Origin of the sequence: Bacillus sp. M6-12 (assembly GCF_002860285.1) — a bacterium.
In the GTDB taxonomy this organism is placed as follows: domain Bacteria; phylum Bacillota; class Bacilli; order Bacillales; family DSM-1321; genus Peribacillus.
This window is the reverse complement of record NZ_PGVF01000013.1, coordinates 52,910-65,975: the sequence shown is the minus strand read 5'-3', so window position 1 is coordinate 65,975 and position 13,066 is coordinate 52,910. Positions and strand designations below refer to the sequence as shown.

The window sequence follows — 13,066 nt, the reverse complement described above, 5'->3', positions numbered from 1 at the left end:
TTGTAAATTGATATTGGCTGTATTCAGAAAGCCGGTAGCACAGGAGGCTCTTTATTTATGCGGAATGATGGACGGGTACATAATCAATTGAGAGAGATACATATTGATACAAATTATTTGAAGCACCCTGAAGGCTCTGTTTTAATCACTGTTGGTGATACAAAGGTGATTTGTACGGCAAGCATTGAAGACCGGGTACCTCCCTTTATGAGAGGGCAGGGAAAGGGCTGGATTACAGCTGAGTATTCCATGCTGCCGAGAGCTACAAACCAGCGTACGATCAGGGAAGCGGCGAAAGGGAAAATAACCGGGCGCACTATGGAAATACAGAGGCTCATCGGCCGTGCACTCAGAGCCATTGTCGACCTGCAGGCACTTGGTGAAAAAACGATATGGGTTGACTGTGATGTTATTCAGGCTGATGGCGGTACAAGGACGGCTTCCATAACAGGAGCATTTGTCGCGATATCAATAGCACTGAATAAATTACATACAGAAAAAAGAATTTCCAAGTTCCCAATAAAGGATTATTTGGCAGCCACTAGTGTTGGGATTGTCGAGAATCAGGGCGTTGTGCTTGATTTAAATTATGTTGAGGACTCAGCGGCTCTTGTAGACATGAATATTATCATGACGGGAAGCGGAGAATTTGTAGAGCTTCAGGGGACAGGCGAAGAGGCAACGTTCTCATACAATCAGTTACAGCAGATGCTGGATGCAGCCCAGCAAGGATTAATGAATTTATTTGAAATCCAGCGGAAAGCACTTGGTGAAATTGCAGATAAAATACCAGCTGCTGCAGAGGGACAGGCATGAAGAAAACTGTATTGATTGCAACAAAAAACATAGGAAAAGCAAAAGAGTTTGAAAGCTTGTTTTTGCCAAAGGGCTACAATGTACAAACCCTGCTTGATATAGAAGGTTCTATTGATGTAGAGGAAACAGGCATCACATTTGAGGAAAATGCGATTCTAAAGGCAGAAACAATTGCTAGGCAAATTGGCACTATCGTGATAGGCGACGATTCAGGCTTGATTGTCGATGCTCTGGATGGCAGGCCGGGCGTGTATTCTGCCCGCTATGCCGGTGAGGAAAAAAATGACGCTGCAAATACCGAAAAGGTCCTGAGGGAGCTGAAAGATGTGCCGCAAATGGAGCGAACAGCCCGCTTTTATTGCGCCCTGGCGCTTGCTTCACCTAATCAGGAAACTGTAACGGTTGCAGGCACAGTAGAAGGCAGGATTACGGAAACTCCCTCAGGAACAAACGGTTTTGGGTACGATCCGGTTTTTTTCGTTGAGGAAAAAGGGAAAACGATGGCTGAATTAGAGAAAGAAGAGAAAAATGCGATCAGCCATCGGGCTGTTGCTTTGAAAAAGCTGGAAGGCCTGTTAGAGACTTTCTTGCAAACGGAAGAGGAAGAGAAATGAAAGTGTTAATCATGAGTGACAGCCATGGCTTAACTGATGAAGTCAGCAGAATCAAGGTTAGACACCGCAATGAAGTAGCGGGAATGATCCATTGCGGAGATTCTGAACTGTCTTATGGAAGCCTGGAGATGTCTGGGTTCCTTGCAGTAAGGGGAAATTGTGACTTTGAGGGCAACTATCCTGAGCATATATCACAGGACTTGGCAGGATTCCGTTTTTTTATTACCCATGGACACCTTTACAATGTTAAAATGACGCTGATGAATTTGTCTTATAAAGCGCAAGAAGAAAATGCCCAAATCGCTTGCTTTGGCCATTCCCATATTGCTGGTTCAGAAATGATTGGCGATACCATCTTCATCAACCCGGGAAGCATCCGTCTCCCGAAGCAGGGGCCTGAAAAAACATACGTGATCTTAGAAGTAAACAGCAATGAAATAAAAGTGAACTACTACGATACCGAAGGAAATTCAGTTGATGTATTGAGCAAGAAGTATATTTTTGATTGATATAGTAACAATAGACAGAGAGTAAAATTCTTTCTGTCTATTGTTCAAAAATGATATTGACTTTCGTAAACTATGGTACTATAATGAAAAATGTCCTTGAAAAAATCATTTTCAGGTTACAATAATATGAGCTGGATAGAGCACGATCGAATATGCTTCCTGAATAATCTGCAGCGTACTGATCGAGCCGCATCTTGCAATTACTTCCTGAGATCAGGACGACGCTCAAAATGTAAGCACAAATTTATTAATTAAATTTCATAATGTCCCAGTAGCTCAGCTGGATAGAGCAACGGCCTTCTAAGCCGTCGGTCGGGAGTTCGAATCTCTCCTGGGACGCTAATGCAGAAAGAAAACCTCATTTGGGGTTTTCTTTTTTTTTGCGTAAACTGAAAGGGAAATGCATCCGAATGCGGAATGCATTTCTCTAAATTGTTACCCCTTTAAATCTATTGATTTGCCCAATGAAGGATGCGGAGCTTGCATCATCTCTACCATTTGATTTGCGTTTTGCCGTGATGTGTCCATAATTTTTTTTGTTAAAGCTAAACTTACTTTTTGGCCAAGTGAAGCCTGGCTCATGCCAATTGACAATGAAGCAATACCCAAATTACTACACCTCCTGTTTCTTATATCGGTTCGTTTTTTATAAAATAAATTTTAGAGTGGTATCTATTTACAGTCGTCTGCAAAAATGAAAAACTTTTTGTAAGTGGGACTCGTCAAATAGATATCAAGAGAGGTGAGAGGTTTGGAAGAATTTGTGCTTGAGGCCATGGAAATAGGGGACACTGAAGCGCTGCTTGATGACATTATGAAAATGTCCGGGCAGGATGTGCTGAGGCTCGCATATTCTTATGCAGGCATTAAAACTGCGGCCGAGGATTTAACTCAGGAGATTTCGTTAAATGCTACAGGGCTATTTGTTATGTTGTGGCACAGTAAATACGGAAGAAAGGCTGCTTTGATTGTCTCATCGGCCGGAGCGATTTTTATAGCCCTTGGAGGCGTGTTAACATAGGCATATGCAAAGGAATATCAAAGGGCCAGGATCACTGCTTTTCTATATCCGGAGGAGAATCCGCAAAGCAGTGGGTTTTTGTATCTAAAAGTTAATAAGTTAATGTCTGAAGCTGGCCGGTTTGGCCATAACGTTCCCAAAGAGGGGATAGGCTTGCCTGGCAGCCATACGGATTTTGTTTTTGTTACACTGACATATTCGTTTGGGTGGGCTGCGGCTTCTGTTATCATCCTTCTCTTGTTGATTGTTGCTTTCAGAATGCAATCGTTAAACCGCAATATATAGGATACATCTGGAAAAGTTATGATAAGCGGCTGTCTTGCCTTATATTGTTATCCTTTAATAATCAACGTGGGAATGGTTATAGGTTTAGTACCGATAACTGCTGTTTCGCTTCCGTTTATAAGCTATGGAACTATGTCTATGCTTCTAAATGCCATGGCAGTTGGTATTGTATTAAGTGTTTATCGGTGAAAGGACCTCTATATGCCTGACAATATTATGACTAGATAAGATATTGGCCGCATTTACCTGCGACCATTTATTATGCTAATTTTAGAGTTAATTGTAGAACATGAGGAATAGTTTGTAATATAATTTATGGAAAAGGAGGTTGAAATTGGATGGCAAAATATCGCCGTAGAAATACTCCGGCCTTTACCATGTTAGCCTGGTTCGGATTGATTCTTTTTACCGGTCTTATATTGATAGGGTTATATACATTAGAAGAACCGCTGATGGTAAAAGGCTATTATTTAATGGGAACGATTGGTGTAATTATTTCTTCCTTTACGGTTGCAAAGGTTGTACGTGATAATCAGGAAGACGATGAGTATACGAAACAAAATAACGATATGTAATGAACCTAAAAAGATGGCGCTTACCTTCCATCTTTTTTTGTTGTTCACAAATTTGTCGAAAATAAGGGCGTGATTAGTAAGGACCTGGATGGCAGCTTAGAGCAGCGATGTACATAAGAAATTTAGAAAATCAAAAAAATTTTTCAAGATAACTATTGCTGTCCTAATGCGGATGTAAGCGGATACAAAATAATTAATAAATCTAAATAGTCAAATAATTCATAAAAATAGTATTGACTCCCCTAAAAAATGGGCGTAATATAGTCCACAAATAAGGGATGGCTCACCAAGAATACAACCAGGGCGGGATTAAAAGTCCGATATAATTTTCCCCGGTAAAAGGTATATTTTTTCGCTTTATCGATTTAAAGCTTTTTAACTGCAAAGGAGTGGCTTCTGTGTCGGAACAATGGATCTATTTAAATGGCGAGTTCGTAAAAAAAGAAGATGCAAAAGTTTCTGTTTACGACCACGGCTTTTTATACGGAGACGGAATTTTCGAAGGAATTCGAGTATATAGCGGAAATGTCTACAGAATGGAGGAACATATGGATCGCCTGTACCAGTCAGGAAAGTCCATTATGCTTAACATTCCTCATACCAAGGAAGAATTGACTGAAATAGTCCTGGAGACAGTAGCAAGAAATAACATTAAAGATGCCTATATCAGGCTAGTGATTTCCAGAGGTGTTGGAGATCTTGGCCTGGATCCATATAAATGTAAAGCTCCAAGTATTGTCATCATTGTTGAACCGCTGGCCATCTTCCCAAAACATCTTTATGAGACGGGAATTGAAATTGTAACTGTAGCGACCAGACGGAATCGTCCGGATGTGTTAAGTCCTATGGTGAAATCACTGAATTATTTGAATAATGTATTGGTTAGAATTGAAGCCCATCTTGCTAATGTAAGTGAAGCTTTAATGTTAAACGACCAAGGGTATGTAGCTGAAGGATCGGCCGATAATGTTTTTATTGTGAAAAAAGGATGCATTTATACACCGCCTGGTTATATCGGAGCACTGGAAGGGATAACCCGCAGTGCCATTATCGAAATTGCCAAGGAATTAGGCTATGAAATGAAGGAAGAGGCTTTTACAAGGCATGATGTCTATGTGGCTGACGAGGTTTTCTTGACAGGTACCGCTGCTGAAGTCATCGCCGTCATCAAGGTTGATGGGCGGACGATTGGCGACGGTGTACCTGGAGAGACAACGAAAAAGCTGCTTGAAGTATTCAGGAAAAAAGTAGTTGAAGATGGCGTACCGGTCTATTATCCGGAGGATGCCAAACAAGTCATTTAATATCGCAAAACGTAGATGAGGATAAGTAGTTTTCCAGAAAAGCAGGTACAGAGAGCCGGGGTTGCTGAGAGCCGGCCATGCAGCTGGAAAATGAACTCACCTCGGAGTTTCAGCTTGAAAGCAATCGAGTAGAGCTGAACGGGTGAATACCATCACCCGTTATCAAAACGGATAGCAAAAGCTGTCCATAAGTGCGCGCATCTTTTTAAGCGCGAATCAAGGGTGGTACCGTGGATTGGTTCCCAAAGCCTTTTCACCCCTTCTAGCTTGCTTGAGGCAGGCGTATGCGGGTGGAGGGGCTTTTTATATTGTTTTTTTACAGCATTAGCAAACTTAAAGAATAGCCAATCATCTAAGTAGCTTCAAAGAGTTTACATTAATGATTAAGTCGGCTGCTTGTTAAGAAGTAATGAAAAGTTATTGGGGAGGCAAAGAAATGAATCAAAAGACAGTACTTCCAGAAAAGAAGGGTGAAAAAACCAAAAAAGCCGGTGCCGATTTTTTGATGGAAGCGCTACGAAAGCAAAATGTAGAAGTCATATTCGGTTATCCAGGAGGGGCTGTACTTCCTATCTACGATAAGCTCTACGACGCCGGAATACCACATATCCTTTGCCGGCATGAGCAAGGATCCATCCACGCTGCTGAGGGATATGCAAGAATTACCGGAAAGCCAGGAGTTGTTATTGCGACATCCGGACCTGGAGCCACAAACATTGTCACAGGTCTTGCAGATGCAATGATTGATTCCATTCCTTTAGTAGTATTTACAGGCCAGGTTGCGACAAATGTAATCGGCACGGATGCCTTTCAGGAGGCGGATGTTCTCGGGATAACCACCCCAATAACTAAACATAATTACCAGGTAAGAAAGCCTTCAGATATTCCGCGGATGGTTAAAGAAGCCTTTTATATTGCGGCTAGCGGAAGACCTGGTCCAGTGCTGATCGATATTCCGAAGGATATGGCAGTCCTGGAGGGGGAAGCGGAGGAAGATCCGGAACTTTACCTGCCTGGCTATCAGCCTAAAATCCAGCCGAACTACCTTCAAATCAGAAAGCTTGTTGAAGCAGTATCCGGCGCAAAAAGGCCTGTTATTCTTGCGGGAGCAGGTGTCCTTCACGCTAAAGCATCTGAAACGCTGAAAGCTTATGCTGAACAGCAGGGTATACCGGTCGTTCATACTTTGCTTGGACTTGGCGGTTTTCCAGCCGATCACAGACTTTTTGTCGGAATGGCCGGCATGCATGGTGAATACGCAGCCAACATGGCCTTGTCTGAGTGTGATTTATTAATCAGTGTCGGGGCAAGATTTGATGACCGGCTGACTGGAAACCTGACGCATTTTGCCAAAAAGGCAACTGTCGCCCATATAGATATTGACCCGGCAGAGATCGGCAAGAATGTACCAACGAAAATACCTGTCGTCGGAGATGCAAAGGAGGCCCTCTCCCAGCTAGTTGAACAAAATGGCAAGAAGGCTGAATCTGATGAATGGCTGGTTAGAATAACAGAATGGAAAGCAGAATGTCCGTATTGGTATGATACCGAGAGCGAGAATCTGAAGCCTCAAAAGGTAATAGAGCTGCTCCATGAATACACCAAAGGCGACGCAGTCGTTGTTACTGATGTAGGCCAGCATCAAATGTGGGCCGCCCAGTATTATACATTCAATAAGCCTCATGCATGGGTAACTTCAGGAGGGCTTGGAACAATGGGGTTCTGTGTTCCTGCAGCGATTGGCGCCCAAATTGCTGAACCGAAAAAGACGGTAATCGCGGTGGTAGGCGACGCTGGCTTCCAGATGACAAACCAGGAGCTGGCGGTAATAGCGGAGATGAAGCTTCCTATTAAAATCATCATTGTAAACAACCAGGCGTTAGGGATGGTGAGGCAGTGGCAGGAGCTGTTTTATAAGGAACGTTATTCTCATAGCCTGTTTCAGGTACAGCCATCATTCGTGAAGCTGGCGGACGCTTATGGAATAAAGGCGTTCCAGGGATCTACAGAAGAGGAGGCAAAAGCAGCACTCCAGCAGGCATTTGCACTGAATGAACCAGTACTGGTAGATTTGCGGGTTGAACCTGGCGAAAATGTATATCCAATGATCGCGCCAGGAAAAGGGTTACATGAAATGGAAGGGGTAAAGCCATGAAAGGAATTATCTCCCTGACCGTTCTAAACAGGCCAGGCGTACTTAACCGGATTACCAATCTATTTTCTAAAAGAAGCTATAATATCGAAAGCATTACGGTAGGGCATTCTGAACAGGAAGACATCTCTCGCATTACAGTTGTTGTTCAGGCTGAGGATGAAAAGGACATTGAACAGATTACGAAACAGCTAAACAAGCAGGTTGATATTTTAAAGGTTTCCGATATTACAGGGCAATCCATTGTTGCGAGAGAACTCGCCCTGATAAAAGTAACGGTCAACCCTCAGACAAGGGCGGAACTATACTCCTTTATTGAACCGTTTAGGGCTTCAGTAATTGATGTAAGCAAGGACAATTTGACCATCCAGATAACAGGAGAATCCGATAAGATTGAAGCTTTTATTGAACTTCTAAAACCATATGGCATTAAAGAGCTGGCACGTACCGGAACGACAGCCTTCCTGCGAGGCACCCAGCGGAGCAGCCAGGCAAATAAAATAGTATCAATTTTGTAATTATAAATAAATTTCAAATCAAACAAACAAATGGAAAAGGGAGAGATTTTTAATGGCAAAGGTATATTATAACGCAGAAGGCAATACAGCATTTTTTCAGAATAAAAGGGTGGCAGTTGTCGGATATGGTTCCCAGGGACACGCTCATGCACAAAACCTTCGTGACAGCGGTGTGGAAGTAGTCATTGGATTAAGGCCAGGAAAGTCATGGGAGAAGGCAGTTCAGGATGGCTTCCAGGTTTACCCTGTGGGCGAAGCAGTTGAAGCTTCCGATGTTGTAATGATCTTGCTTCCGGACGAAATGCAGCCGAAGGTATATAAGGAAGAAATCGAACCTGCTTTAAGAGAAGGCCATGCTTTGATGTTCGCTCACGGGTTTAATATTCATTTCCATCAGGTGGTTCCTCCTGCTGATGTAGACGTCCTGCTTGTTGCACCAAAGGGGCCGGGGCATCTGGTACGCAGAACCTATGAGCAGGAAGCTGGAGTACCCGCATTATTCGCTATTTATCAAGATGTGACTGGCGAAGCAAGGGAATTGGCTCTTGCCTATGCTAAAGGGATCGGTGCTTTAAGAGCAGGAGCACTTGAAACTACATTCAAAGAAGAAACTGAAACAGATCTGTTTGGAGAACAGGCGGTGCTTTGCGGAGGATTAACATCTCTTGTAAAGGCCGGATTTGAAACATTGACTGAAGCAGGATACCAGCCTGAGGTTGCATACTTTGAATGCTTGCATGAATTGAAGCTAATTGTTGACTTAATGTACGAGGGCGGACTGGAAGGAATGAGATATTCGATTTCTGATACAGCACAATGGGGTGATTTCGTTTCCGGGCCGCGTGTAGTGAATGAGCAGTCCAAGGCAGAAATGAAAAAGGTTTTAACAGACATCCAAAAAGGCGAGTTTGCAAAGGGCTGGATTTTGGAAAATCAGGCTAACCGTCCTGTCTTTAATGCAATTAATGAAAGTGAAAAAGAACATCCAATCGAAACAGTAGGACGCGAGCTTCGTAAAATGATGCCTTTCGTCCAACAGCAAAAGAAGAAAGAAGTGGCAGCTGTTGCGAAAAATTAATATATTCGACACTACCTTACGTGATGGTGAACAATCAGCCGGTGTAAACTTGAATTTTTCTGAAAAAATAGAAATTGCCAGGCAGCTGGAACGCCTTGGCGTAGATATAATTGAAGCCGGTTTTCCGGCTTCCTCAAAAGGAGATTTCGCCTCTGTTCAGGAGATAGCAAGAGTCGTCCGAAATTGCTCTGTAACCGGGCTCGCCCGTTCTATACAGAGCGATCTGGATGCAGCCTGGGAGGCTTTAAAGGACGGCGCTGAGCCAAGAATTCATACATTTATTGCCACTTCCCCGATCCACCGGGAGTATAAGCTTAAAAAATCTAAAGAAGAAGTCATTGACATTGCAGTTGGGTCTGTCCGGTACGCTGCACAGCGCTTCCCGATTGTCCAATGGTCGGCCGAGGATGCTGGGAGAACAGAGCTTGAATATCTTGCTGAAATCGTCGAAGCTGTCATTCAGGCAGGTGCAAATGTAATCAATATTCCGGATACGGTCGGGTACCTGCCTCCTGCTGAATATGGCAACATTTTTAAATACTTGCGTGAACATGTTCCTTCTATTTATAAAGTCAAGCTTTCCGCTCATTGCCATGATGACTTGGGAATGGCGACAGCGAACTCGCTTGCAGCGATTGAAGCTGGGGCGGAGCAAGTCGAGGGAACGATTAACGGAATTGGTGAAAGGGCAGGAAATGCCGCATTGGAAGAGGTAGCGGTTGCGCTTCATACCAGGGCTGATCATTACCAGGCCAATACACGCCTGAAATTAAATGAAATTTCTCGCACCAGCAGCCTGATCAGCAAGCTTACAGGCATGGTTATTCCGGCTAATAAAGCTGTTATTGGAAGAAATGCATTTGCGCATGAATCCGGGATCCATCAGGATGGCGTATTAAAGGAAAAAACAACATATGAAATCATTTCTCCTGACCTTGTGGGAGTATCCATCAATTCGATGGTGCTTGGGAAACACTCAGGCAGGCATGCATTTAAGAACAGGCTGGAAGAGCTGGGAATGAGCGTTACAGAAGAAGAACTTAACAGATTGTTTGTCCAATTTAAAGAGCTGGCCGACAAGAAAAAGGAAATGACAGATGATGACCTGTCTGCTCTTGTCCTTGAAGAAAAGCTTTCAAAGGATCAAAGATTTTTTGAATTAGTATCTATCCAGGTTGTTTACGGCACAAGCCAGATACCGACGGCAACGGTCACTCTTTCAGGGCGCAATAATGAAGTGATCCAAGAAGCAGCGACAGGAGCCGGAAGCATTGAGGCATTATACAATACTCTCGAAAGAAGCATTGATGGAACGGTCAATCTTTTGGATTACCGAATCCAATCTGTTGGCGCAGGAAGAGATGCACTTGCACAGGTTTATGTAAAATTGAAGTTTGAAGGCGTAGAAACCAGCGGACGCGGGCTTGCACAGGACGTTTTGGAAGCCTCAGCTAAGGCCTACCTCCATGCTGTTAACAGAGTCATCTATTTAAATGATAGGGAAACGGTTTTACAGCCTTAAATATATGAAAGGGGATGCTACGATGAAAAGGAAAATTGCAGTACTGCCGGGCGATGGAATCGGAAAAGAAGTGACAAGAGGGGCGGTCGAGATTCTCCAGGCGATTGCCGAAAGATACAATCATGAATTTGAATTTCAATATGGTTCTATTGGCGGCGGAGCCATCGACGAAACAGGAACTCCCCTTCCGGAAGAGACAATTGAAATATGCAAAACCAGTGACGCTGTCATTCTTGGAGCAGTCGGAGGTCCAAAATGGGACAATAATCCTTCTTATTTAAGACCGGAAAGAGGACTGCTGGCAATCCGGAAGGAACTGGACCTGTATGCGAATCTGAGGCCCATCAGCTATTATTCCAGTTTATCGGAGGCATCCCCATTAAGGAAAGAAATTATTGAAGAGGTTGACTTGGTTATTGTGAGAGAGCTGACAGGCGGTCTGTATTTTGGGAAGCCAAGTGAACGAACCACACATGAAGGAAAAGAAGCGGTAGTAGATACCTTATTTTATAAACGGGAAGAAATTAAGCGGATTATTGAGCTTGCCTTTAAGGTAGCCAGCGGCCGCAGAAGAAAAGTTACTTCAGTTGACAAGGCGAATGTATTGGAATCCAGCAGGCTATGGCGTGAGGTAGCAGAAGAAGTGGCAGCTTCATATCCAGAGGTTGAACTGGAGCATATGCTTGTAGACAATGCTGCCATGCAGCTGATCAGAAACCCAAGACAATTTGATGTGGTGGTCACAGAGAATATGTTCGGAGATATTTTAAGTGATGAGGCTTCCGTTTTAACAGGATCACTTGGAATGCTGCCTTCCGCTTCCCTCTCGGTTGGAGGACCAAGTATGTACGAACCGATTCATGGCTCTGCTCCGGACATTGCAGGAATGGATATCGCAAACCCATTGGCAACGATTCTTTCAGCTGCTTCAATGCTGCGTCTTTCCTTCGGTCTGGAAGAAGAAGCTGAGGAAATTGAACGTGCCGTACGGGAAGTGCTTGATGCCGGTTTCAGGACACGCGACATTGCAGCCAACGGATCAAAAGTTCTATCAACAAAAGAAATGGTTGATCAGGTCAAAACTTCCATTTTGGACAATGAAGCAATCATACAAATCATGGGTGCCTACGCATAAAATTGTAATGGCAATGCAAGTAAAGATGTTTAGCTCTGGCGCCTAGCTGCTATGTGGCAAAGGCGCTTCCGCTTTTCAAAGGAGGAAAACCATGGGCAAGTCTATTATCGAAAAAATATGGGACCGCCATATTGTTTATAAGGAAGAAAGTAAGCCTGATTTATTATATATCGATCTGCATTACATCCATGAAGTGACGTCGCCGCAGGCTTTTGAGGGTCTCCGTGTTAAGGGAAGAAGTGTCAGACGCCCGGACAGAACATTTGCGACAATGGATCATAATGTGCCGACAGTCAACCGGTATTTAATTCATGATGAAGTGGCCCGCACCCAGCTGGAAGCATTAAAAAAGAATTGTGATGAATTTTCGATATCGCTTGCCGATTTGGATAGTCCTGATCAGGGAATTGTTCACGTAATTGGACCTGAACTTGGCTTAACAAAGCCGGGGATGACCATCGTTTGCGGTGACAGCCATACTTCGACGCACGGAGCCTTTGGAGCAATCGCCTTTGGTATAGGTACAAGTGAAGTAGAACATGTTCTTGCTACCCAAACGCTTTGGCAAACAAAACCTAAGACATTAAAGCTGGAGATAAACGGCTCTTTAGGCCGCGGAGTCACCGCCAAGGATGTTATTTTATATATTATCTCAAAATATGGCGTTAATTTTGGAACCGGCTTTATTATTGAATATTGCGGTGATGTAATCAGGAATATGTCAATGGAAGAAAGAATGACCGTATGTAATATGTCAATTGAAGGCGGTGCACGGGCGGGGCTAGTTGCTCCTGATGAAACCACTTATTCATATCTTCTTGGAAGAAAGTATTCTCCGAAGGGAGAAGAATTTGAAAAAGCTGTGAAGGATTGGAGCTCTCTCGTAAGCGATGATGATGCGGAGTATGATCTTTCCTTAGAGATAAACGGATCCGAAATATCACCAATGGTAAGCTGGGGTACCAATCCGGGCATGTGCAGCCCCGTAGATGGCAGCATTCCGACAAGTAATGAAGTAAAAACGGAAGATAGCAAGAAATCTTTACGGAGTGCGCTGCAATATATGGGTCTGGAAGAGGGTATGGATATTACTGATATTCCAGTACAGCATGTGTTTATCGGTTCTTGCACCAATTCCCGCCTGGAGGATTTGCGCCAGGCCGCTGAGGTTGTAAAAGGCCAAAAGGTTGCGGCTGGGGTCCGGGCATTAGTCGTTCCAGGCTCGCAGCGAGTTAAATTATCAGCAGAAGAAGAGGGTCTGGATAAAATTTTCACGGAAGCAGGGTTTGAGTGGCGAGAATCGGGCTGCAGTATGTGTTTAAGTATGAATCCTGATGTGGTTCCTTCCGGAGAACATTGCGCATCAACGTCTAACCGAAATTTTGAAGGCAGGCAGGGTACTGGTGCCCGTACACATTTGGTGAGCCCTTCCATGGCTGCAGCCGCCGCATTATTTGGCAGATTCGTTGATATCCGCCAAATAAATGCCGAAATTGCGGATGAAGCATTTAAGTAAGCTAAGCTTTTCTAATATTTT

Annotated in this window: 13 protein-coding genes, 1 tRNA gene, 1 pseudogene and 1 other annotated feature; of the genes and pseudogenes, 14 read left to right on the top strand and 1 reads right to left on the bottom strand. The window is 43.8% G+C overall.

Going from position 1 to position 13,066, the window contains the following annotated elements:
• The first annotated feature begins 57 nt into the window (after window positions 1-57).
• The 4 genes from rph (at window position 58) to CVD28_RS14740 (ending at window position 2,278) form a co-directional block, all read left to right on the top strand.
• Window positions 58-816: a ribonuclease PH gene (gene rph / locus CVD28_RS14755; RefSeq protein ID WP_101593144.1), complete on the top strand. Its 759-nt coding sequence runs from the start codon at window positions 58-60 to the stop codon at window positions 814-816.
• Window positions 813-1,430 carry an XTP/dITP diphosphatase gene (locus tag CVD28_RS14750; RefSeq protein WP_101593143.1) on the top strand — a complete coding sequence of 206 codons (618 nt, stop codon included), beginning with the start codon at window positions 813-815 and terminating at the stop codon, window positions 1,428-1,430. The genes rph and CVD28_RS14750 overlap by 4 nt, the downstream gene beginning before the upstream one ends.
• Window positions 1,427-1,939 (top strand): metallophosphoesterase family protein, encoded by a 513-nt coding sequence (locus CVD28_RS14745; protein ID WP_101593142.1) that lies wholly within the window; start codon window positions 1,427-1,429, stop codon window positions 1,937-1,939. The genes CVD28_RS14750 and CVD28_RS14745 overlap by 4 nt, the downstream gene beginning before the upstream one ends.
• Before the next feature lie 265 nt (window positions 1,940-2,204).
• Window positions 2,205-2,278 (top strand) — tRNA-Arg (locus tag CVD28_RS14740).
• A 96-nt stretch (window positions 2,279-2,374) separates the two neighbouring features.
• On the opposite strand, the gene CVD28_RS14735 is transcribed toward CVD28_RS14740, so the two are convergent.
• A complete protein-coding gene (locus tag CVD28_RS14735; RefSeq protein ID WP_101593141.1) occupies window positions 2,375-2,548 on the bottom strand; it encodes a YjfB family protein in 174 nt (57 codons plus the stop codon).
• Between the two features lie 142 nt (window positions 2,549-2,690).
• On the opposite strand from CVD28_RS14735, the gene CVD28_RS14730 reads away from it, so the two are divergent.
• The 10 genes and pseudogenes from CVD28_RS14730 to leuC all read left to right on the top strand — a co-directional run bounded on the left by CVD28_RS14730 (window position 2,691) and on the right by leuC (window position 13,045).
• The gene (locus CVD28_RS14730) at window positions 2,691-2,960 is read left to right on the top strand and encodes a hypothetical protein (protein WP_101593140.1); all 270 of its coding nucleotides are present in this window, start codon (window positions 2,691-2,693) and stop codon (window positions 2,958-2,960) included.
• A gap of 18 nt (window positions 2,961-2,978) precedes the next feature.
• Window positions 2,979-3,434 (top strand): annotated as a pseudogene (locus tag CVD28_RS28830) (FtsW/RodA/SpoVE family cell cycle protein); the annotation flags it as partial.
• Window positions 3,435-3,583: 149 nt separating this feature from the next.
• Complete coding sequence (locus CVD28_RS14715; RefSeq protein WP_101593137.1) at window positions 3,584-3,820, top strand: YiaA/YiaB family inner membrane protein; 237 nt, start codon at window positions 3,584-3,586, stop codon at window positions 3,818-3,820.
• Window positions 3,821-4,218: 398 nt separating this feature from the next.
• A complete protein-coding gene (gene ilvE, locus CVD28_RS14710) occupies window positions 4,219-5,124 on the top strand; it encodes a branched-chain-amino-acid transaminase (RefSeq protein ID WP_101593136.1) in 906 nt (301 codons plus the stop codon).
• A gap of 3 nt (window positions 5,125-5,127) precedes the next feature.
• Window positions 5,128-5,388 (top strand) — a binding site (T-box leader).
• Window positions 5,389-5,560: 172 nt separating this feature from the next.
• Entirely contained in the window at window positions 5,561-7,279 is a 1,719-nt protein-coding gene (gene ilvB, locus CVD28_RS14705; RefSeq protein ID WP_101593135.1) for an acetolactate synthase large subunit, read from the top strand.
• Window positions 7,276-7,794, top strand: a complete 519-nt coding sequence (ilvN, locus tag CVD28_RS14700; RefSeq protein ID WP_101593134.1) for an acetolactate synthase small subunit — start codon at window positions 7,276-7,278, stop codon at window positions 7,792-7,794. The genes ilvB and ilvN overlap by 4 nt, the downstream gene beginning before the upstream one ends.
• Window positions 7,795-7,846: 52 nt before the next feature.
• Window positions 7,847-8,872, top strand: coding sequence for a ketol-acid reductoisomerase (ilvC, locus tag CVD28_RS14695; protein ID WP_101593133.1), 1,026 nt, complete (start codon window positions 7,847-7,849; stop codon window positions 8,870-8,872).
• Window positions 8,859-10,394 carry a 2-isopropylmalate synthase gene (locus CVD28_RS14690; protein ID WP_257985876.1) on the top strand — a complete coding sequence of 512 codons (1,536 nt, stop codon included), beginning with the start codon at window positions 8,859-8,861 and terminating at the stop codon, window positions 10,392-10,394. Before ilvC ends, CVD28_RS14690 begins: the two co-directional genes overlap by 14 nt.
• Before the next feature lie 22 nt (window positions 10,395-10,416).
• Entirely contained in the window at window positions 10,417-11,529 is a 1,113-nt protein-coding gene (gene leuB / locus CVD28_RS14685) for a 3-isopropylmalate dehydrogenase (protein WP_101593131.1), read from the top strand.
• A gap of 91 nt (window positions 11,530-11,620) precedes the next feature.
• Window positions 11,621-13,045 carry a 3-isopropylmalate dehydratase large subunit gene (gene leuC / locus CVD28_RS14680; protein ID WP_101593130.1) on the top strand — a complete coding sequence of 475 codons (1,425 nt, stop codon included), beginning with the start codon at window positions 11,621-11,623 and terminating at the stop codon, window positions 13,043-13,045.
• Window positions 13,046-13,066: the final 21 nt, after the last annotated feature.

What these genes read in the sequence shown, in the direction of transcription:
- rph (WP_101593144.1), top strand. Translation starts at nt 58, where the DNA reads ATGCGGAATGATGGACGGGTACATAATCAATTGAGAGAGATACATATT.
- CVD28_RS14750 (WP_101593143.1), top strand. Translation starts at nt 813, where the DNA reads ATGAAGAAAACTGTATTGATTGCAACAAAAAACATAGGAAAAGCAAAA.
- CVD28_RS14745 (WP_101593142.1), top strand. Translation starts at nt 1,427, where the DNA reads ATGAAAGTGTTAATCATGAGTGACAGCCATGGCTTAACTGATGAAGTC.
- CVD28_RS14715 (WP_101593137.1), top strand. Translation starts at nt 3,584, where the DNA reads ATGGCAAAATATCGCCGTAGAAATACTCCGGCCTTTACCATGTTAGCC.
- ilvB (WP_101593135.1), top strand. Translation starts at nt 5,561, where the DNA reads ATGAATCAAAAGACAGTACTTCCAGAAAAGAAGGGTGAAAAAACCAAA.
- ilvN (WP_101593134.1), top strand. Translation starts at nt 7,276, where the DNA reads ATGAAAGGAATTATCTCCCTGACCGTTCTAAACAGGCCAGGCGTACTT.
- ilvC (WP_101593133.1), top strand. Translation starts at nt 7,847, where the DNA reads ATGGCAAAGGTATATTATAACGCAGAAGGCAATACAGCATTTTTTCAG.
- leuB (WP_101593131.1), top strand. Translation starts at nt 10,417, where the DNA reads ATGAAAAGGAAAATTGCAGTACTGCCGGGCGATGGAATCGGAAAAGAA.
- leuC (WP_101593130.1), top strand. Translation starts at nt 11,621, where the DNA reads ATGGGCAAGTCTATTATCGAAAAAATATGGGACCGCCATATTGTTTAT.